The organism is Aristophania sp. ESL1142 (assembly GCF_058107345.1).
Map to the genome: position 1 here is coordinate 138,134 of NZ_JBYLUH010000001.1, position 21,700 is coordinate 159,833.

General features: G+C 46.9%; 17 protein-coding genes. 7 read left to right on the plus strand and 10 right to left on the minus strand.

What is annotated here, in order from left to right; genetic code table 11:
• The gene (locus AC3B6P_RS00635; RefSeq protein ID WP_489804233.1) at positions 1–999 is read right to left on the minus strand and encodes an adenosine kinase; all 999 of its coding nucleotides are present in this window, start codon (positions 997–999) and stop codon (positions 1–3) included.
• Between the two features lie 282 nt (positions 1,000–1,281).
• On the opposite strand from AC3B6P_RS00635, the gene AC3B6P_RS00640 reads away from it, so the two are divergent.
• Positions 1,282–1,914, plus strand: a complete 633-nt coding sequence (locus tag AC3B6P_RS00640; RefSeq protein ID WP_489804234.1) for a bactofilin family protein — start codon at positions 1,282–1,284, stop codon at positions 1,912–1,914.
• An 83-nt stretch (positions 1,915–1,997) separates the two neighbouring features.
• Here AC3B6P_RS00640 and AC3B6P_RS00645 read toward each other — a convergent pair whose 3' ends face one another.
• From AC3B6P_RS00645 to AC3B6P_RS00680, 8 genes are all read right to left on the minus strand, one after another.
• A complete protein-coding gene (locus AC3B6P_RS00645; RefSeq protein ID WP_489804235.1) occupies positions 1,998–2,690 on the minus strand; it encodes a GcrA family cell cycle regulator in 693 nt (230 codons plus the stop codon).
• Positions 2,691–2,807: 117 nt separating this feature from the next.
• Entirely contained in the window at positions 2,808–4,022 is a 1,215-nt protein-coding gene (rnd, locus tag AC3B6P_RS00650) for a ribonuclease D (RefSeq protein ID WP_489804236.1), read from the minus strand.
• 64 nt (positions 4,023–4,086) lie between these two features.
• Positions 4,087–4,413, minus strand: a complete 327-nt coding sequence (trxA, locus tag AC3B6P_RS00655) for a thioredoxin (RefSeq protein WP_489804237.1) — start codon at positions 4,411–4,413, stop codon at positions 4,087–4,089.
• 114 nt (positions 4,414–4,527) lie between these two features.
• Positions 4,528–8,130, minus strand: a complete 3,603-nt coding sequence (gene addA, locus AC3B6P_RS00660) for a double-strand break repair helicase AddA (protein ID WP_489804238.1) — start codon at positions 8,128–8,130, stop codon at positions 4,528–4,530.
• 10 nt (positions 8,131–8,140) lie between these two features.
• Positions 8,141–11,191 carry a double-strand break repair protein AddB gene (gene addB / locus AC3B6P_RS00665; RefSeq protein WP_489804239.1) on the minus strand — a complete coding sequence of 1,017 codons (3,051 nt, stop codon included), beginning with the start codon at positions 11,189–11,191 and terminating at the stop codon, positions 8,141–8,143.
• On the minus strand, positions 11,188–11,649 hold the full coding sequence (tsaE, locus tag AC3B6P_RS00670) for a tRNA (adenosine(37)-N6)-threonylcarbamoyltransferase complex ATPase subunit type 1 TsaE (RefSeq protein WP_489804240.1): 462 nt from the start codon (positions 11,647–11,649) through the stop codon (positions 11,188–11,190). Before tsaE ends, addB begins: the two co-directional genes overlap by 4 nt.
• Positions 11,650–11,746: 97 nt before the next feature.
• Complete coding sequence (acnA, locus tag AC3B6P_RS00675) at positions 11,747–14,401, minus strand: aconitate hydratase AcnA (protein WP_489804241.1); 2,655 nt, start codon at positions 14,399–14,401, stop codon at positions 11,747–11,749.
• Positions 14,402–14,403: 2 nt separating this feature from the next.
• A complete protein-coding gene (locus AC3B6P_RS00680) occupies positions 14,404–15,429 on the minus strand; it encodes an isocitrate/isopropylmalate dehydrogenase family protein (protein WP_489804242.1) in 1,026 nt (341 codons plus the stop codon).
• Between the two features lie 159 nt (positions 15,430–15,588).
• Here AC3B6P_RS00680 and AC3B6P_RS00685 point away from each other — a divergent pair, with 159 nt between their 5' ends.
• Positions 15,589–16,620 (plus strand): NAD(P)/FAD-dependent oxidoreductase, encoded by a 1,032-nt coding sequence (locus tag AC3B6P_RS00685; protein WP_489804243.1) that lies wholly within the window; start codon positions 15,589–15,591, stop codon positions 16,618–16,620.
• Between the two features lie 53 nt (positions 16,621–16,673).
• On the opposite strand, the gene AC3B6P_RS00690 is transcribed toward AC3B6P_RS00685, so the two are convergent.
• Positions 16,674–17,909, minus strand: coding sequence for an MFS transporter (locus AC3B6P_RS00690; protein ID WP_489804244.1), 1,236 nt, complete (start codon positions 17,907–17,909; stop codon positions 16,674–16,676).
• A gap of 235 nt (positions 17,910–18,144) precedes the next feature.
• On the opposite strand from AC3B6P_RS00690, the gene AC3B6P_RS00695 reads away from it, so the two are divergent.
• The 5 genes from AC3B6P_RS00695 to AC3B6P_RS00715 all read left to right on the plus strand — a co-directional run bounded on the left by AC3B6P_RS00695 (position 18,145) and on the right by AC3B6P_RS00715 (position 21,695).
• A complete protein-coding gene (locus AC3B6P_RS00695) occupies positions 18,145–18,723 on the plus strand; it encodes a TetR/AcrR family transcriptional regulator (protein ID WP_489804245.1) in 579 nt (192 codons plus the stop codon).
• A 49-nt stretch (positions 18,724–18,772) separates the two neighbouring features.
• The gene (locus AC3B6P_RS00700) at positions 18,773–19,270 is read left to right on the plus strand and encodes an MBL fold metallo-hydrolase (protein ID WP_489804246.1); all 498 of its coding nucleotides are present in this window, start codon (positions 18,773–18,775) and stop codon (positions 19,268–19,270) included.
• Positions 19,271–19,360: 90 nt separating this feature from the next.
• Positions 19,361–19,543: a hypothetical protein gene (locus AC3B6P_RS00705; RefSeq protein ID WP_489804247.1), complete on the plus strand. Its 183-nt coding sequence runs from the start codon at positions 19,361–19,363 to the stop codon at positions 19,541–19,543.
• A gap of 312 nt (positions 19,544–19,855) precedes the next feature.
• Positions 19,856–20,698, plus strand: coding sequence for a glycosyltransferase family 2 protein (locus tag AC3B6P_RS00710; RefSeq protein ID WP_489804248.1), 843 nt, complete (start codon positions 19,856–19,858; stop codon positions 20,696–20,698).
• Positions 20,699–20,897: 199 nt separating this feature from the next.
• On the plus strand, positions 20,898–21,695 hold the full coding sequence (locus AC3B6P_RS00715; protein WP_489804249.1) for a hypothetical protein: 798 nt from the start codon (positions 20,898–20,900) through the stop codon (positions 21,693–21,695).
• Positions 21,696–21,700: the final 5 nt, after the last annotated feature.

Sequence of the window (21,700 nt, forward strand, 5' to 3'; positions counted from 1 at the left end):
TTATATTTTTATGGGAAAATCTTCAGTCGGGCGCGCGCCAAGACGGGTAATAATGATTCCGGCAGCCTGATTACCCACACGGGCACATTCCTTATAGTCATAACCACGGGTATATCCAGACAGGAATCCAGCAGCAAATGCGTCACCAGCACCCGTGGTATCGACGACATCTACAGCCTCGGTTGGCACATCATAGCGTTGATCTGCCATAATAACAGCGCCTTTAGCACCACGTGTTACAGCGACTATCCCTGTCTCACTGGCAGCTAATTTAAGAGCCTCATCAAAATCTTCCGTCTCATAGAGAGAAAGAAACTCTTCTTCATTGGCAAAAAGAATATCAACAGATTGCTGAACAAATTTTCTAAAATCGGCTCTGTGACGATTCACGCAGAAGGAATCTGATAAAGTCAGGGCAATCTTTCTTCCTGCCTGATGAGCAATTCTGGCAGCTTCATAAAAAGCGCTCTGCGCTTTAACCCGATCAAACAGATATCCTTCCAGATAGGTCACTGCCGCCCCTGAAACAACATCTTCGATAATGTCTTCTGGTGTAAATTCAACACAAGCCCCTAGATAAGTGAACATCGTTCTCTGGCCACAGGGCGTTACGAGCACAATACAGCATGCTGTGGGAATCTCTGGGTCTCCGTCAACACTACCCAAAGGTTGTGAAGGGAAGTGAATCCCCTGTTCTTTCATATCCTCTGCAAAATCTTCTCCAGATTCATCAGAGGCAACTTTTCCTAAAAAAGCTGTCTTAATACCCATTTTCGCTGCCACAACAGCGCTGTTAGCTGCTGAACCACCTCCACAGACCTGCGCAATAGGGACATGCTGCGTTAGACGCTGAACTGTTTCAGCATCAATTAAGACCATACTGCCCGGAACAACATCAAACTCCTGCAACACTTCAGGGGTTACAGAAGCTGTCATATCCACAATGGCATTACCGATACAAAGAAGGTCGTAGGAAGCAGATTCCGGAGATTGGCTCATCAAAAAGATCCCATATAGAAAAGTAGTCGTTCTGTTTCAGCATAGACGCTCCTGAATGTGAATCAATATTCTCGTGAACGCAATTCTGGTTTTTATGCTCAGAAGAAACCAAAACGAGCAAAACAAGGAATTTATTCGAGTTTCGCTTGTTGTTCATTTCCAGGTGCGTATAATTCCATCTGACTAGGATGTTATAATGGAGCTGTATCGTTTTTTGAGCTTATACAGTTTTACGAATCAGCATCTTTCAATCATCATAAACTAGACACGATGAGGCGCCTCTTGTTCAGAAAAAACCGTCAGGACGACACAAAATCATCACTCATGGAAAGTACATCTCCGAAACCAGTCTTTCCCACACCGCCCGCTGAGTCCGCTTCCTCCGGAAGTCTGCAACCAACGGCCCCAACACCACAAGCAGTCTCGCCTATTACCCCACGTGCACGGACTCCCGTAAATGCCTCATCCTCGTTAATGGGGGCGACGCCTTCTGTGCAGCGTGTTCCTTCTGCTTCTCAGCATGGTGGCATGAGAACATTAGTCATTGGACATGGCATCAGTATCCAAGGAACGATTCAGGACGTAGAACGCCTTGTGATTGAAGGTACTGTCGAAGCGAAGCTGATTGAAGCAAAAGAATTTGTCGTTGCTCAAGGTGGTATTTTCAGAGGGACTGTTGAAGTCGAAAATGCCGAAATTGGTGGAACGATAGATGGTGAGCTGACAGCCTTAAACAGCCTTACCCTATTATCCACAGGCCGACTAATTGGTAAGGCAGCCTGCCACCGCCTACAGGTTGAAGATGGTGGGCAGATTACCGGCCAGCTTGAGATGATTACGACAACAGCTCAAGTAAAAGCGACTGTTCCTTCTTCTGCCGCCAAATCTGAAGAAATATCTAAATCCAATAGCTAATATTTCTGAACTGATCTCTCAAAAAAAGCCACCCTTAGATATGGGCGGCTTTTTTTGTTCCTTGAAAATCAATCAGGTTTTTTTTAACCCTCACGACGATCGCGTATTCTCACATAGGCAATGGCTGCATGCTCTGCGCAATAGGGCTTCCCTGTGAGAGGTTTCGCACCACAGAAACGGAATTCAGGCGTACCAGGATCTCCATAAGGCCACTGGCAGGAAGGTCCACGTTTTGAAGGACTTTCCATAATATCACGCACTCTCTTAGGACGTACAATCGGTTTAATTTCATGGGCAGGCTCCGATTTGGCCTTTTTTACCTTTTCCTTAGAAGAGGTTACCTTCTTTTCAGGCACTTTCTTCTCTTTTTCAGCCTTCAACTCAACAGAAGGCTCCTTCCTGGAAACGTCATTTTTGTTCGCCTCCAGAGGCAGAGTAGGCTGATCAGTTTCAGATTTCTCTGTTTTTTTACTAACAGTCTTCGTCTTTTTAGCTTTTTCAGCACTGGTCGATGCCGCTTCAGCCTGATCTGAAGGGTCTGATTCTTTGGTTTTTTTCTTCCGTGAAGGCACAGGCTTACGTTGAGGAGGTGTCGAATCCCCTCCTTCAGCATTCTTATTGCGGATCGGAGATGGGCGTGGCGGCAAGCCCAGACGATGCGCCTTTCCTACAACCGCATTTTTTGTAATGGAGAGCTGACGACCAATTTCAGCCGTAGAGAGTCCCTGACTCCATAAATCCCTCAGTCTGGCGATGAGATCATCTGTCCAGTCCATACACTCCGCTTCCTTCTCTTGCCAAATCTGTCATAGTGCCCTGAGCCTTCCCCAAAGGCCATCAGTCTTTCTCATCTGTGATAGCAAAGACCTTCAGATAAACCAAAGCTTTTCCTGTCAGGAACCAGAACTTTCTATGGATGAATTTTCTGGAGATAACGCTTTGATATGCACGTCCCCATCATGAACGAACAGAGCCGTTTTTCCATTTAGAAGAGCCAGTGCCGCCTTACCAAAAACCTCATAACGCCACCCTTGAAAAACTGGAAGATCGGTCTCCCCTCCTGCCATTTTTTCAAGATCATCGGCTGATGCAACCAGTTTTGAAGCAACAGAGTGGGCTTCACTCTTCATAGCCAGAAGTGCCTTAAGAAGTGCTACAATATGGGAAGAAATTTTCTTTACTTCAGGCTTTTTCTTATTATGAAGCGCAGGAAGCTCTTCCGAATCCTTTGTCTCACCTTTCGTAACGGCTTTTAACAGACCACGCCCGAGAGACCCCGTAGCAAACCCTTCTGAAACGCCCCGAATATGACTTAATTCCTCAGGACTTTTTGGTCTTACTGTTGCAATTTCCAACAGGCTTTCATTACGGATTATATGTTGACGGGGCAAATCAAGACGCTGTGCCTCATACTCACGCCAGGCAACACATTCCTGCAAAATACCCAATATACGGCGGCTATTCGTTCTGGGTTTTAACTTGCGCCATAACTGATATGGATCAGGGCAATAAGTTTCTTCTGCCAGAAGCGTCTCAAGCTCCGCAGTCGCCCAGCCAGAGCGACCCTGTTCATCAAGTTTTTCTTTTAAAAGCTGGTAGACCATCCGCAAATGGGTCACATCAGCAGCTGCATAGGCAATTTGTGCCTTACTTAATGGACGCCTCGCCCAGTCTGTGAAACGGTGGCTCTTATCAATTTGTGCACCGGTTAATGACCCGACAAGGGTGTCGTAACCAACTTGCTCTCCCAATCCAGCCACCATCGCAGCAATTTGCGTATCAAAAAGGGAGACAGGCAGTTCCCCAAAAATATGAAGAAAAATCTCCAGATCCTGGCGTGCTGCATGAAAGACTTTCAAACAGTCACGCTTCGCCAGAAGAGTCTTTAATGGAGACAGATCAATTCCAGGAATACAGGCATCAATCAGGCCGACCTGATGAGCTCCAGCGATCTGAACAAGGCAGAGATTCGGCCAATAGGTCTTTTCTCTCACAAACTCCGTATCAATTGTCACGAAGCTTTCCTGACTGACAGAATCGCAGAAACGTGCAACATCTTCGGAAGTAGTGAGTAAAACAGGTTCAGGAAAAACAGATTTTATAGACATGACCCTCTTCTACACAATCCTTCCTGAACCCGCTATAGTCGCACACTCAGCTTAAAAATATCAATCAGCCTAAATGCTGATCAATCCATGCTTTCAGCTGACTTTTTGGTAAAGCCCCTGTCTGCTGCGCAATGAGCTTACCAGCTTTGAAAATCATCAGGGTCGGAATGCTTCTGATCCCATAGGTGGTAGGAATTTCCGGGTTAGTGTCAATATCCACCTTCGCAACTTTCAGACGGCCCTGATACTCAATAGCAATATCTTCAAGAGCTGGGCCAATCATCTTGCAGGGACCGCACCATTCAGCCCAAAAATCCACCAGTACCGGGCTTGAATCTTTCAAAACCTCCGAATCAAAACTCTGATCCGTTACTGCAATTGTTCCAGCCATAAGGAAACCCTTTCTATTATGCCGTCTTCATACGGCCCTTAACGTGATATTGTAAATTCGGTAGGAAAGCACAAGAGCGTCCTCTCGTCCCGACCATTGTTTCAATTACCTAATTTAACCCCAAAGATGTCTCTCTAACAATGTTGCCGGCAACTCTGTAATTTGCGGCCCTTCAGTCCAGAGCAAAAAACATCTGACATGATGGTTGGGATAGATCTGCATCATAATAGCTCTATAGGCAGCCATCTGCCGCAGATAAGGTAAAGGAGTTTCTTCAACCCGACGCGGCGGAAAGCGGCCTGTCTTATAATCACATAACCATAACCTGTCCTGTTCAAGACAGAAGCGGTCTATTTTCCCCAGTACGACCCGTCCTTCTGATTGAAGACCTCCATCTGAAGGCAGAGATAATGTTCCAGAAATGGACTGCTCTGCCCTGCTTTGAGGACCAAATAATGGCGCTAATGTAGGGTCATTCATCACTGTGAAAATAGAGCTCAGAAAATGAGTGATTTCTATCTCACTCAACTGCCAGGCTGGACGAGAGAGCCAGGAGCGCGCCAGTTCCATTCGAACGTCAGGGGGAACTTCTGGAAGGCGTTGCAGCAGCCGATGAATCATCTGCCCCCGCTGAAGTGCCTTTTCCCGACCGGACTTCTCCAGAATCATATGATCTTTTTTCTGCAAAATCTCTAATGGAGAGCGCGCTGCCGGAGATGGGCCAAATTCAATCCCTTCCGGACGACTTGGCGTTAAAGGGCGTGCCAGAGCACTTTCCTGAGGAGGGGCTTCTGCCCGCCAGAAAGGTGCCACTCCCACCCAATCCGGCAGAGGCAGAATTTCTTTTCTTTTTTGGGCAGGTCGCTGCACCTTTTCTTCCCCCTCAGGGGCTTCCTGCAAAATATATCTCTGCCCTCCCCAACCGAGCGAACAGTCTTCAACTGATTTATGTTCCAGCCGTTCAAAAGCCTGCTGACAGAGACTGTGCCAGTTAGCATGATCTTTGGGAGCTTTTTTTCTTTCCCATCCACAAATAACGAGCCAGTCACTTGCCCGTGTCAATGCCACATAAAGAAGGCGGTTATTTTCAGCCAACGCCTTCTTACGCTCTTTCTCTTTTAGTTTTTTTACGAAATCCGTAGCAAAATCAGCGCGTGGAACCCAAAGTGGATAAGACGCCCTCTCATGATCGACCCATAAAAGGCTATCCCCCTCGCCCGGTAAGGCCGTCGTGTCAGGAAGAATCACAAGCCGCGCCTGCAATCCCTTGGCGCCATGAACGGTCATGATCCTGACTTCATCAGAGGCCGTTTCAGCCTCACGGCGAGTATCAAGGACACTTTCTTCCATCCATTTGAGAAACCCCTGAAGAGAGGACGTATGCTCTTTCTCGTAATCCAGAGCCATCGTCAGCAATTCATCAATCGCATCTGAAGCCTCTGCCCCCAGCCGCGCCAGAATACGAGCCCGTCCCCCCAAAGGACCCAAAGCCTGCATCAATAATTCATATGGCGTATCGAAATCGACCCGGCGATATAAAGCGTTCAAACGCTCCCAAGCTTCCTGCCAGTCCTTTTTCTTCTGGTGCTGCTCACGCAATAGATCCCATAAGGCGCGTCCCTTCTGACCTAAAAGGGAGCAATCTCCATGACCTGTTATCAAAGCCATTAATGACTGATCGCTAACACCACCAAAGGGCGATGTTAAAACGCACGCCAAACTTAAATCATCCTGTGGAAGCAACAGCATTGCACAAAGGGTCAGCAAATCACGCACGGCAAGCTGTTCAGTCACCTTGGTCCGTAAAAAGCTTGCAACTGGCACTGAACGCGTTTTTAACGCCCGGATCAAGACTGGAATAAAGTCTGAACGTTTTGACACGAGCACCAGAATATCACCTGCTTTAAGAGGCGGTTTTCCTGTCTGAGGAGGCTTACCAATCTGCTCTTTAATCCATTGTGCGAGTGTTTCTGCCAGGCGCTGCATGGCACTCTGCTGCCTCTGATTATGAAGCGGGGCCTGCCAGGGGGACTCTTCACTATTTTCCTCTTCCAGCAACGGGACTAGCGGCCATAATTCAACCTTTCCCCCTTGCCCTGGTCTGGCTGAAATATGTGCCCTTGGTTTATCTTTCCCCTCCTCAAGCAGTCCCTCTGAAGCCGCTTGGTTCATAAAAACATGATCAACAAATGACAGAACAGGTCGAACTGAACGGAAAGAGACATTCAGTTCCGGGTCACACCAGGGGAGGCCCGCCTGTTTTACACGCCAGGCGAATTTCTGGCGCCAATGATGAAACTGTTCCGGCTCAGCCCCCTGAAAACTGTAAATTGACTGTTTGAAATCTCCCACCGCAAAGACTGTACGCGGACGGACATTTTCACCCTGCCCAGTTTCTCCCGTAAAGAAATCCTCTGTTAATGCCCCAGCAATCTCCCATTGCAAACCTGACGTATCCTGCACTTCATCAAGCAACAAATGGTCAATACCGCCATCAAGCTTATACAGAACCCAAGAGGCACCCGGGTCACGCAGGAGCGCGCGCGTATAAGTGATCAAGTCACTATAATCTACACCACCACGCTGGTTTTTAGCCTGCTGGAAGCGCTGGAGAACAGGAAATACCAGTTCAAGAAGGTCTTTATTCAGCTCTATCAATTCCAGGGATTTTCTCATTTGATAAAGCTCAAGACGCCTTTGCGCTTCCTTTTCCAAAAGAGGGAGAAGAGCAGGAGCCAACTTTTGCGCCTCTTTCCCAGCGATTGCATTCATTGCTCTGGTTTTTTTGCCTTTATCATCTTTCAGAAAAACAGTTTCCAGACAAAAAAGCTTTCTCTCACAAGGCGTTTGTCTCAACCATTCTAGAAGTGGTGTAGCTTTGAGGCGCCCCGACTGACTCATTGCAGGCGCGGCGATTTCCAACTGCGTTAAAATATCCGCTTCAAATGGTGATGACCGATCTTCTTCCTCCAACCTCTCCTGACTTTTTCCACGCAAATTGAAAAGCGAATGATAAATCTCATTATAAAGAGCGGGCCTTAAGGCCCATTCTTTTGCAAGCTCTGACAAAATATCACGTTTTTCAAGAAAACCGCTTAATGTCTTGACCATCTCTTCCAAAGAGACCTGCCCCGCCAGAGCCGTGACACTCTTGGGGCGAGCCGCGATTTCTCCTTCAAGAGCCTGAGCCAGCATCATCTTGCTATCAGTCTCTTCAACGAGAGAAAAATGCGGGTCAAGCGCTGCTTCAAGGGGGAAACGACGCAAAAGTGACTGGCAAAAAGCATGAATGGTCTCAATTCTCAACCCACCGGGAAGGTCCAGCACTTTAATAAACAGACCACGCGCTTTCTGCCGGGTCTGCTCTGTATTGGGAACATCAAGCCTTTCAAGCTGCTGCCCAAGCGCCTCATCGGGAAGGGAAACCCATTCTCCTAAGCGCGCCTGCAAGCGCCCGGCCATTTCAGCTGCAGCTGCCTTGGTATAGGTCAGGCAGAGAATCCGTCCAGGATGAGCGCCATCAATAATATGTGTTTTGCCCTCATGGTGATGAACCATCGGCAGCATTAATCTAAGCAGACGGTCAATCAGCAATTTTGTTTTGCCAGACCCTGCTGAAGCCGAAACAAACACTGAAGCACGCGGATCAGACGCCTGAAGCTGCGCCTGATCTGCCTGTTTAATCGCTTCGTTTCTGGGGAAAGAATTTACAACCATACCAGATTACCTATCCTTCCCCATTATTATAAAACCACTCATCAACGCGAGCGAGCTGTCCATAATCTGAATAACGGGGAACATGGTTAATCCTGGGCCTTGAAAGATAAGCCTGCCTGGGCCTGTCATAATCCTCAAGAAGGTTTGTGACATGGGATAAAACAGTCTCTACGAAATCCAGACTATCTGGCCTGTTTCCAAAGGCTGATATCTCACGGATTTCACCCGATTTTGCCCCCCCACTCAGTTTCCAGTAAATCAGTTCCTGAGTCTGGGCTGGAGGTAATCCTTTAAATGCCCCCTCTGCCAGAAGGGCTGCTTCCAAAACAAGCTGGGCGCTCCATTCCTGCAAAACGTCTTTTTTGTCTGGGAGTGAACCCGTTTTATAATCGAAAATGCGGGCGGCCACATTCCCCTGCCCATCAGGATTCATAAGATCTATCCTGTCAGCCCGACCTATTAACTGGAATTTTCGGCCTGAAGAAAGCTCACCGTACCACTCTGCTGCAATTTCTGTATAAGAACGGAAAGAAGGCCCTTTTCCCCTCATCAAATCTTCCTGTTCACATACCCAGGAAGCGATATTTTTCAGGCGTGGCTGCCACCAAGCTTTCAAGGCTGATTTGACTGAAATGCCCTTTAGAGCTTTCTCAAAATAGCCTTCCAGTTCTTTCTGGGCATTTCGGGGCCATTCTGAAGTATGAGCATTCACCATCTCTTCCATGGCTTTATGCACGATGAGACCAAATATGATCTGTTCAGCCTCTTCTTCCAATGGATCCAAGGCTCTTAATTTCAGAATACGCTTTGCATAAAGTCCGTAAGGATCTTTCACAAGCATATCAATATCTGTAATGGAAAAACGTTTAGGTCTTAAAGCAACCGGGGGACGAGGTTGCGGTGGGTGAACAGGACACGCATCGCCTGAAGGAAGGTCAAGAGCCTGCTGCCATTGCAGGGCCGGATGGGGCTGTAACTGTTTCGGCTCTCCTGAAAGGACTGTCTGACCTGAAAGAAAAGCCTCAAAGCGGGCAAGCCAGCGAGAAATAACCGTTGGTTTTCCAGCCTCTCTCCGGGCATAGGCGAGAACGACCTTCTCTGATGCTAATAAGGTCGTCGTAAAATCATGTGCACTTTGGCCTATAATTTTTTCTGGAGAGAACAGACCAACCTTATGTCTCATCGGGCGGCTGAGCCAGGGACCGGGATTAACCGAAGGCGGCCAGTTTCCCTCTGACAATCCTCCCATGATCACGGTATCAAAGGAAAGCAATCTCGCTTCCAGCACACCGAGAATGGAGATACGGGGATGGGCTAATTCCACCCCTCCCTGATGTCCCTTCAACCCCTGCAATGCAAGCCCTGATAGTGAGACCGTCAAAAACCCCTCAACACCCTCTATCCCCTCACTCGGTAAGTCTCCTGTCCAGATCATGAGTTCAGCTAGATGGTGCGATAACATGGCCCCATCATCCCCCTGCCATAAGGGTTGGCTGGGCTCCTCTCCCTCCCTTTCTGAGAGAGAAAGCATTTCTGCACATTCAATCAGGGCCTCCAGCCAGACCGGCATGACCTGAAAACCCGTAAGGGACAATAAAGGAGCAAATGCCTTTTCCAGCTTTTGCAGGAACTGCTTCAGTTCTTCCTGAAGAGAAAGGGATCTCTCATCCTCCCCCACCCCTCTCTCGGGAGAAACACGTTCTTCCAGCGCAGCATAAAGGCCGGGGAATCCCGCTTCAGGAGTGGGACCACGCAGAACATGACGCTCCAAAAGACGTGCTAAAGAACGACACACTCCCGGTTTTAACCCCAAGGAAGCGAAAGGATGTTTCAGGACAGCCAGTAATGAAACAGGCGCATACTCATTCGCTGCTGCGTGCGCTATCAGACGCAGAAAGACAGCAACCGGCGTCTGGCTCAGTAAAGTACCGGCACTATCATCGGCATGAATCCCATAACGCAGAAGCACTGCCCTGACACGATATGCCAGATCACGATCAGGCGTCACCAAGGCTCCTGACCGCCCCGGCTGAGAGGCAACATCTCTTAAAATAAGGGCTATGGCTCCTGCTTCCTGCTGTATGTCAGAGGCTGCCAGAAGAGAAAGGGCCGAAAGGGCTGAACAGTCACAAAGCTCTGTCCAGCGTGACAGTCCCTTTTCAGGGAGCATGACAGTACGCAAAAGCTCTTCGCGGGCAGAATAATGACTCTCGCCCCATAAATCTATGGCACTGCGGTCAAGCTCCATCTGATTTAGGAGATCAAAAAAAGGATATTGCGGATGTGATTCTGGTAAAGCTTCCCACAAGCCCTGATCGAGTTCCAGATCAACGGCCTGTAAAATAACTGTCCCCAAAGGCAGGGATGCTATAATTTTCAGAAATTCAGCAATCCCTCCCATCCCATCTGAAAAACCAACGGCCCAGATCACCATCGAAGGAGGTGTTTGCTGCCAAAATTTTCCATGCGCTTCAAGGAGAGACCTATGCTGCGCGACAGGATTACTCAACCCTTGTTCTTTCAGCCATTGGGGCCAGAAATCCGTTACAATCTGGAGGAACAGCAGAGTCTGTTCCCAATGATGGGCAAATTCTTCTTCAACTGCGCCTGGAAGGGCTTCTTTCAAATCAACGCCGCACCGCTCAGCTTCATCCATCAACTCAGCCAGAGCCTGGGCTAAAGGCCAAACACGTTCGAGACTGATTTTATCCCGCGCTGACTGGAAAAGGGGGGCGTGTAAAATTAACTGTGCCAAAACCGCCAGGCGGCGATTGGCTTCAACAGGGGGAGGCGTCTCGACTTCAAGGGCTAAAGGGAAAAGATCTGTTTCACCTACATCACCAATGGCAATAATATCTGGCAATAGAGCTGCTTTGCCATCCAGAACGCGCAGAAAAGCTTCCATCAGGGCTCTGGCCGCCCTTCGTCCAGGCACCAGAATCATGCCACGCGCGCTCAGTTCAGACTGGTTTTCTGCTAAAGTGGGACCCTGCTTTTCAAGCCAGAACCGGGCCACATAATCCAAAAACGGGCATGAGGCCGGTATCGTGGCAATGGTCATAGCCCTAGCCCTGCTTTCAGGAACTGTAATCTTTCTTCCGGCCACCCTTTCAAGGTGACAGAACGTTCCTCTTCGCCGTGACCATAGTTAAATTCAATATGCAGGGCATGGGCAGGCAAAAGCGTTTCTGCCCGGTCTGGCCATTCTACGATCATAAGGGATTCGCACGCTTCATCCCAATCCAGCTCATAAAGCTCATCAGGGCCTGAAAGCCGCCAGAGATCATAATGAAACACCGCCCCTAAAGGAGTTTCATAAGCCTGAACGAGCGAGAAACTGGGACTGGGGACTTCAAGAGCAGGATCTTGCGCAACAGCACGCAGAAAAGCGCGTGCAAAAGTACTTTTACCAGCACCTAAGGGGCCTGTCAGGGCCAGACAGTCTCCTTTTTGTACGCAGCTTGCCAGAAGATTCGCAAAAAAAACAGTTTGCTCAGGGGAAAGGAGGATTAATTGCATGGCCTTATCCTACCTTTCCTTGAGAAAAAAGTCGCTATCTTACGCGACGTTCCTCACAAATAGTCTGTCTCTTTCTGGAACCCGCTCGCTTCCTCCCTTACCGGGCAAGATCACGCGCAACCAGAGGCAAAATCCCTCCGTTCCGATAAGCCAGAAGCTCATCAGACGTATCAATCCGGCAGAGAAGAGGAAGTTTTACAATCTTTCCCTCTGTATCTTTAATGACCAGTAAAACCTCTACGCGCGGGGATAGGGATTCCATTCCTTCAAGAGTAAGCGTTTCTTCTCCTGTAAGGCCAAGGGTTTTCCTATTAACACCTTGAGGGAAAGTGAGAGGCAACACGCCCATCCCCACGAGATTAGAGCGGTGAATACGCTCAAAACTTTCAGCAATAACCGCCTTTACGCCAAGCAGTTTTGTCCCCTTCGCGGCCCAGTCACGTGAAGATCCCATACCATATTCCTGCCCGCCAATAATCACCAAAGGCACATTCTGCTGTCTGTAAAATTCTGAGGCTTCAAAAATGGTCGTAACCTGCCCCCCTGGGAAAAGACGCGTATATCCTCCCTCTTTACCTGAGACCATTTCATTACGCAGTCTGATATTGGCAAATGTCCCTCTTACCATCACGCGGTCATTCCCACGGCGAGACCCATAAGAGTTGAAATCACATTTTTCGACCCCATGCTCTTTCAGATATAATCCGGCTGGAGACTCTGAGGCGATCGCCCCGGCTGGAGAGATATGATCGGTCGTGACATTATCACCCAGCAAGGCAAGAATACGAGCATTGCTGATAGGTTCCACAGGAAGAACTTCAGAGGAAATATCATTAAAATAAGGAGGTTTCTGGATATAGCTTGATCTTTCATCCCACTCATAAAGGGCTGAATGACTGCCTCCCCCCAAAGCCTGCCATTCCGGTGAACCCTCCGTCACCCTGCTATAACAGTCCCTGAACTCCTCTGGGCTCAGAATAGTCGCCATAACTTCAGAGACCTCATGCCTCGCAGGCCAGAGGTCTGAGAGTGTTATGGCGCTTCCATCCGGCTTATGGCCCAAAACAGCATCCATAATATTTTCATCTATCCGTCCCAGAAGCGCATAGGCCACCACAAGCGGTGGTGAGGCCAGATAATTAGCCCGCACATGAGGCGAAATACGCCCCTCAAAATTGCGGTTTCCCGAAAGGACAGCCCCTACTAACAAATGGTTTTCTTCAATCAGCTTCGTAACATCAGGAGAAAGAGGACCAGAATTCCCAATACAGGTCGTGCACCCATAACCCACTGTCTGAAAACCCAGAGCATCCAGTGAAGATTGTAACCCCGCCTTGCTTAGATAATCTGTCACCACCCTGGAACCCGGAGCCAGAGATGTTTTGACCCATGGTTTGGATTTCAGCCCCAGGGCACATGCTTTCTTGGCGACAAGCCCCGCCATAATCAGTAATTCAGGATTGGATGTGCTGGTACAGGACGTAATTGCAGCAATGACAACGGCCCCATGAGAGAGCGAAAAATCACCTTTGGAAGAAGGGACGACCCTCTGACGCTCTTCCTGATTAACTGGAACATTCAGGAGGTCCTGGAAAGATTTCGGAACATCTTTAAGTGAAAGACGGTCCTGTGGCCGTTTGGGCCCTGCAAGAGAGGGCTCTATCATCGCCAGATCAATGACCACGCGATCGGTAAAACGGGGTTCTGGACTTGCAGCTTCCCTGAAAAGACCCTGCCCTTTGCAATAGGCTTCAACCAAAGTGATCTGCTCTTCGGAGCGGCCTGTCTGGCGTAAATAATCCAATGTGTGCTGATCGACCGGGAAAAAGCCAATAGTCGCCCCATATTCCGGTGCCATATTGGCAATACTGGCCCTGTCAGCCAAAGGCAGATTATCAAGGGCAGGACCATAAAACTCAACAAATTTTCCGACAACACCTTTGGCGCGCAAGGCCTTGGTTATGGTCAAAACAAGGTCGGTTGCCGTAACCCCTTCTGGCAACTGGCCCACAAGCTTTACTCCTATGACATCAGGAATAAGCAATGAGCTTGCCTGCCCCAACATAGCTGCTTCTGCTTCAATCCCACCGACGCCCCAGCCAAGGACACCCAGTGCATTCACCATGGTTGTATGAGAATCTGTGCCATAAACACTGTCCGGAAACAGGATTGAACCTTCTTCTGTCTCTTCCTGACACACAACAGGCGCCAAATATTCAATATTAACCTGATGGCATATCCCAGCCCCGGGAGGCACAACACGAAAGTTCTGAAACGCCTTCTGCCCCCAGCGCAGAAACTGATAACGCTCGCGATTGCGTTCAAATTCCAGTGCCATATTATGGGCAAGTGCATCAGGGCGCCCTGCCTCATCAACCTGCACAGAGTGATCAATCACCAGATCAACCTGTATCTGGGGGTTAACCGATTCCGGATTGCCGCCAAGATTTTTGACCCCCTCACGCATGGCTGCAAGATCAACAATCGCTGGAACCCCGGTAAAGTCCTGCATCAACACCCGGGCCGGCATAAAAGGAACTTCCTGATCTGAATGGGCTGTTTCCATCCACGCCCCGAAAGCCTGAACGCCTTTTTCATCTTTCTGGCGGGCAACATTTTCCAGCAATATCTTCAAAGAATAAGGAAGTCGCTCTAATGAGCCTGTCTTTGAGGCTAATTTTTTCAGACTGAAATAACGATATGAGGTTCCAGCTACATTCAGCGTTTGCCATAAATCAGCATTCTCAGTCATTCTTAGGCTCCCAGGTTCTGAATCAGTAATTTTGTAAATTCTTTAGTGCCGACACTTCCACCAAGATCAAAAGTTCTCACACCTTCCTTAACAATCAGATGCTCTATAGCAGCCTCAAGCTTTATCGCCTGTCCTTCATACCCACAGTGACGAAGCATCAGGATCGCTGCACGCAACAAAGCCAGAGGGTTAGCCTTGTCCTGCCCTGCGATATCAGGTGCTGACCCGTGCACTGCTTCAAATATTGCCATTCCTGGACCGATATTCGCGCCAGGTGCTGTTCCCAGCCCCCCTACCAGCCCAGCTGCCAGGTCGGAAAGAATATCACCAAACAGGTTCGTAGTAACGACCACATCATAAGTTTCAGGCTTGATGACAAGCTCCATGGCACAGGCATCCACGATACGTTCTTCAAAGGCAATCCGTCCTTTATAATGCTCTGCAATACGCCGCCCCTCATGAAGAAAAATGCCACTCAAGGCTTTAAGAATATTGGCTTTATGGACCAGAGTCACTTTTTTGCGACCATTCTTGAGGGCATAGGTAAAGGCAAAATCAATAATACGGGCACATTCCTGACGAGAATTAAACCCGGCCCCATAGGCAACAGCTTCAGGGTCTCCTCCGACAGGGAGATAATGCTCCATGGCAGCATAAAGACCCTCGATATTTTCCCTCACGACAACGAGGTCAACATTCTCAAACCGTCCTCCCGGCAAGAGAGTCTTGGCTGGTCTGACATTAGCATAAAGATCAAAACGCTGGCGTAAGGTCACATTGATAGAACGGAACCCCTTCCCCACCGGTGTTGTCAGCGGCCCTTTCAGGGCAAGCTTTGTACGGCTGAGACTTTCCAATGTTGCTTCTGGCAGGAGATCTCCACATTCTTCGAGAGCTGTCATTCCGGCTTTCTGAATGTCCCAATCAAAGGGAGCTTTAAGAGCATCAAGCACGGAAATTGTCGCTTCAGTGATTTCAGGACCAATTCCATCACCAGAAATCAACGTAACAGTTCGACGATCAGACATTCAAAGCTCTCCCAAACCATATTACAATTTTATGGAAATGATTGTGTGAGGAAGGGAAAGAATAAGTCAATTCATTTCGGATCAAGAATATTTAGAATGTAAAAGATTTTTTCTTCGGGACTGGCCTAATAAACTTATTAGCCCTATGTAACATTAATCATGACTCAGACTTCTCTTTACGATACTGACATCGCTATCATCGGTGCTGGCCCTACCGCCCTTTTTGCCGCTTTTGAGTGCCGTATGTTACGCCTTAACTGTGTGCTGATGGACGTTCTGACCTATGTCGGGGGACAGTGCGCAACGCTTTATCCAGAAAAGCCGATTTACGACATCCCTGCGCATCCTGCCATTACCGGAAGTGCCTTAATTGATGCTCTGGAAACACAGATTGCTCCGTTTGAAATTCCCAGAATTCTGGGAAGCCGTGTTGCCTCCCTCGAAGGAACAAGAGGGGATTTCATCCTCACCAATGAGCGCGGTGACCGTGTAAAAGCCAAAGCCGTTATCATTGCTGCTGGTGCCGGTGCCTTTGGCCCGAACCGCCCCCCCCTTCAAGGTCTGCAAGCCTATGAGACAGGAGGATGTGTTCATTATTTCATTCGCAGGAAAGATGACTTTCTTGGCAAACGCCTCCTGATTGCTGGAGGAGGGGATTCTGCTCTGGACTGGGCACTTTTACTCTCTGATATTTCCGAGCATATCTATCTTCTCCACCGCCGCGAACAATTTCGCGGTGCGCCAGAGACACTTGCCCGCATTGAAGAGAAGGTAAGAGAAGGTAAGATCGAAAAAATTGTCCCTTACCAGCTTCATGCTCTCAATGGTGAAAATAACCAGCTCACATCCATTGATGTGATTTCACTTGATGGCACTGTAAAAAGGCTGGATGTTGACCACCTTCTCGCTTTTTACGGCCTCTCAACGGATCTGGGGCCTATTGCACGCTGGGGCATACAGACTCACCGCAATACAATCCCTGTTAACCCCGCAACATTGGAAACGAGTACGCCCGGGATCTTTGCTATTGGTGACATTGCTACCTATCCAGGGAAACTGAAACTGATCCTACAAGGTTTTTCAGAAGGTGCCATGGCCACACATGCTGCCTTTAATGTTGCCCGCCCAGAAACAGCCCTGCGCTTTGAACATTCCACAAGCCTCGGCCAACCTGGCAGCACATTATCATAAAAACGGAATGAAAGGAGAGAGTGCCTCTAAACACATCTCTCCTTTGATAAAATTTACGGATGGACCCGTGATTTGGGCAGTAAAGCCGTTGCAAATCCAAGCAATGGAAGAAATGCCGTAAATTTGTAAACCCAGATGATCCCATAAAGATCAGCCAGGTAGCCAAGACCGGCGGCTCCAATCCCCCCAATGCCGAACATAAGCCCAAACATAACACCAGAGACCAGACCGACACGACCAGGCATTAATTCCTGCGCATAAACCACAAGAGCCGAAAAAGCTGAAGAAAGAATAAGCCCTATCAAAATGGCAAAAATCGCTGTCCAAAAGAGATTTACGTAAGGCAGAGCCAATGCAAATGGTACAACCCCAAGAAACGAAACCCAGATAACCGCTTTGCGCCCAATACGGTCACCAATCGGCCCTCCCGCAAAAGTACCAACCGCAATAGCCGTCAAATAAGCAAACAGATAAAACTGCGACTGCGCTGCCGTAAGGTCAAAGCGTTTAATCAGATAAAAGGTGAAGTAATTCTGGAATGAGCCAATATAAATAAATTTGGCAAACATCAGCACAGCAATAACAACCATAGCCCGTAAAATCGTGACATGGTCATAAGCTGAAAGGCATTTTCCAGAACGCGTTACGATGCTTGTCATAGAGCCATGTCTTATACGCCATTTTGTAACGCCAAAAAGAATCCAGATGGCACCGATCGCCGCAAAGGCTAGCCAGCCAATAGCCGCCTGACCATAAGGCAGAATCACTACTGATGCGATTAATGGCCCGATGGCAGAACCGAAATTACCCCCAACCTGAAAGAGTGACTGTGCTGTACCGAACTGCCCTCCAGAGGCCATACGCGCGATACGTGATGCTTCTGGATGAAAACTAGCCGATCCAATACCAATAACAGCCGCAGAAACCAGCAACATGCTATAAGTCGGTGATATAGCCAACAAACCAATACCTACTAATGTTGCGATCACACCCACTGGTAGTAAATATGGTTTGGGGTGTTTATCCGTATAAAGTCCTATCCACGGCTGAAAAAGAGAGGCTGTAAACTGGTATATGAAGGCAATCCATCCGATCTGCGTAAAACTTAGTTTGTAATTACTCTTCAACATGGGAAAAAGTGACGGCAGGACTGCCTGAAGCAGATCATTAAGAAAATGCGCAATAGCAACGGCAATAACAATTCGGAAAACGAATTTTTGAGGTCTGTCCAATCTGGTTGGATGAAGAACCGAAGGCGAACCGGCAGCTTCGGTGGTAGGCTTGTCCATGAATATAGCTCACAAATTTTCTGTCTCGCAGCCAGGCAGGGTTTCAGAAAGTCATATAAACCCCGGTAGCGCTTGGGAGCTCAATAACATTTATTAATGAGATTGGGACATATCTGTAATGAATTAACGAAAGCATTCCTCCCATAACGTCATAATGACAAGAGTAGAAAATAGTTATGGACTCATAGGTTCAAAATTATTAAACTCAGACGCAGAGATCAATCGAGGATAATTTATGGCACGCCCTCAGGAATTTGACCGTAAAGATGTCTTGCAGAAATCCATGAAGCTCTTTTGGCGATATGGATATGAGGGTACATCTTTATCCGACATTCTGAAGGCGACTAATCTGAGCAAAAGCAGCCTTTATAATAGCTTTGGCAGTAAATATGATCTCTTTCTGGAAGCTTTTGACCGTTACCGCGAAGATCGTTATCAGGACATGATAAAAATCTTCGCAGATAAACATGCCAGAACAGGCATTGAACGCTTTTTCCGTATGATTGTTGCTGATGCTAGAGACCCTGAAAAAGGGAGCAGCTGCATGGGAATTAATCAGGCGATTGAATTGGCCCCTCATGACAAGGCTGTCAAAAAAAGAATTGAAGAGGATTTTAACCGCTTTGAACTTGCCCTGGCCCTTACAATTGAACGCGGTCAGAAAGAAGGCTCCATTACAGTCCGCCATGATGCCAGAAAACTGGCCTCTCTGCTTATCCTCGGGTTTCCGGGCTTGCAGATTTTCACCTCCCTGATAGGGGATAACGCCATAATGGAGGAAAAACTTTCTCTTTTTCTGTCCTTACTTGACTGATATTTTTTTAATTAATTCTGGACTATTTGGTCCTTAATGGAGAAAATCAATGAAACTCACGCAAATCCGTAATGCAACTTTACGGCTGATCTATGGTGGAAAACGCTTTCTCATTGACCCCTATCTTGCAGAAAAAGAAGCTTATCCCGGCTTTGCGGGCACTTTAAATGCCCACCTTTCCAATCCACGCACTTCCTTAAAAACACCCATGAGTGAAATCCTTGATGTGGACGCTGTTATCACAACCCATACCCACCCCGACCATTGGGATGAAGCCGCGATTATCCTGATACCAAAAGAAATCCCCATTTTTACCCAACATGAGCAAGATGCTGATCTGCTTCGCTCACAAGGCTTCAAAGACGTGCATGTTCTGACTGAAAACACAAACTTTGAAGGTGTGACTCTTCATAAAACCAACGGAACTCATGGCAGCAAAGCCACCGTGGCCCGATTTGAGGAGCTTCTGGGAATGGTTTCTGGCGTGGTTTTTCAACATCCTGACGAAAAAACTCTCTATATCGCTGGCGATACAGTCTGGAATTAGCAGGTTGAACAGGCATTAATACATTATCATCCTGATATTATCATCCTCAATGCCGGCGATGCCCAGCTTAAGACAGGAGAATCCATTATTATGGATGAGCATGACGTCAGATCAGTCTGCATAGCTGCCCCCTATGCAACTGTCATAGCAAGCCATATGGAAGCTGTTAATCATGCCGTTCTCACACGTGCACGCCTCAGGGCATTTTCCAGACAACATCATCTGGAAGGACAGCTTTTAATCCCTGAAGATCATCAATCCTACAGTTTTTAGGCAAATTCCAGACGACATTTTGCGACAAAAAATTTATCGACTGGCCGAAAATCATAGTCATTAAGCTATAGAAACACAGGAGATGCACGAAAGAAACAGTTATTAAAGAGAAAGCATGGTATCTCTTTTGGCATAATCGTTAATATGTTATTTCTATCAGTCAGAAAGGAGAGATCACATGGCAATTTATGCCTTCCTTGAAGAAAAAGGGGGACAAAATTTTCTTTTGATAAATAAATCATGATATGCGTTTTATAATAAATAAAATTAATTAATTTTTGATTTTATACTTCAATAAATATTGGAAAGTTTATGGAATACAGAAATAAAATACTTATATTTGTTCCGATGTATAATTGCGAAAAACAGATTTCTCGTGTTCTTAAACAATTATCCCATCCTAAGATCACAGATGCTGTTGATGGTGTCGTTTGCATTGATAACGGGTCCTCCGACCAAACCCTTAAGGCTGCTCAAGTCGGTTTAGAATCACTCCGGGGGATATCCCACCGTACATTATTGCGTAACGATCATAATTATGGTCTTGGCGGGTCCCACAAAGTCGCAATAGAATTCGGGGAAAAGCATGATTATGATTTTCTGATCGTCTTACATGGAGACGACCAAGGAAGTATTGATGACCTTCTTCCCTACCTGGAAGACAAAACATACCAAGAGCTCGACTTTCTAATGGGTGCACGTTTTATGAAAGGAGCGCACCTAAAAGGGTATTCTATGCTGCGCACGGGCGCTAATAAGCTATTTAATATGCTTTTCTCTCTTATTTCCAGACAACGCCTTTATGATCTTGGGTCTGGATTAAATCTATTTCGTTTATCCACATTTAAAAATGGATTTCACAGATTTTTTGCAGACGATTTAACCTTTAACTATTATCTGATTTTGGCCATCGCTGCCCAGCCCTTCAGGTTAGCTTTCTTTCCTCTTACATGGCGAGAGGAAGACCAAATTTCTAATGCAAAGCTTTCTCGTATGGGATTCCAAATTTTAGGCCTGCTCTGGCACCGTCTTATATCCCCCTCGAAATTTCAAACTGATGATCACCGACATATAAAATGGAGTGGTTACCCTTCTACCGTGATTAAAGCATGGCCTAATGATAAAGACGTAAAACCTAAAACGGATCATTTTTGAAACCATGCTTTTTTCAGCCAGACTTGCAAAATCCGAGGTAAAAAAGACTCCTTGTTTCAGGTCTTACCCATGTCGGGAAACTTATTGGTTACGCCTTATCGCAACCATCATAAGCCTCATGTGCTTTTTCTTTGCCATAAAATATTTTGGTCCAAAACTATTTAGGCCATCTTTTTCTGTAATGGCTATTATATGTTCAATGATGATCTACTCCTTTGTTCATTGTTTACGAGCCATTCGCTTATGTATTATATCAAGCTTTCTTCTAAAAATACCGGCACGAACGGTTTTTTATCTTTATTTCACCATTGTCCCTTTTGTCGATATCATACCTTTTAAATTAGGAGAAATTTTCCGTCTTTCAGCCTTATGTTTAATAAGTAAGAAAATATCAAAATCAATTATCGTCATTATATTAGATCGCATTTTTGATGCTATAGCCATTTTATCCCTGCTTTCATTTATAATGACAAATAAATATATACATATAAATTTAAATAACAACATTAGAATAATAGAATTTATGACGACCTTAATTTTAATTATGGACGGGATATGTTTTTTGATATTACCTCAAGCACTCGCCAGTCTTCAAAATTATATTGTAATTAATCATGCAGAAAAGAATACACTATTTACTCTGCATTTTATCGATAAGCTGCGCCTGGTTACAATTGACGGGAAAAATCTACTCTATAGGCAGGGTGCAACCTTAATCGTGATTACCGCAGCTATATGGGGATTAGAACTAGCCGCTACAGCTTATTTTGTACACATAACGCTTCCTCCCGAATTTCATAATACAGCCCTGCTCTTAATCAACCGCGTAACACAGGAATGGCATGCTGCCACATCACCCCATATAGACCCAGCTCTTGCAGCCTCGGCAGCAAGCTGTATTTTGGTTATCCTCGCCTCATGGCCTGCGGCAATTTATGGATTCCTTACACGTATCTTAAGAACTATCTGCGTTGATCCTCGGTTCAGTAAAGAATAAAGAAA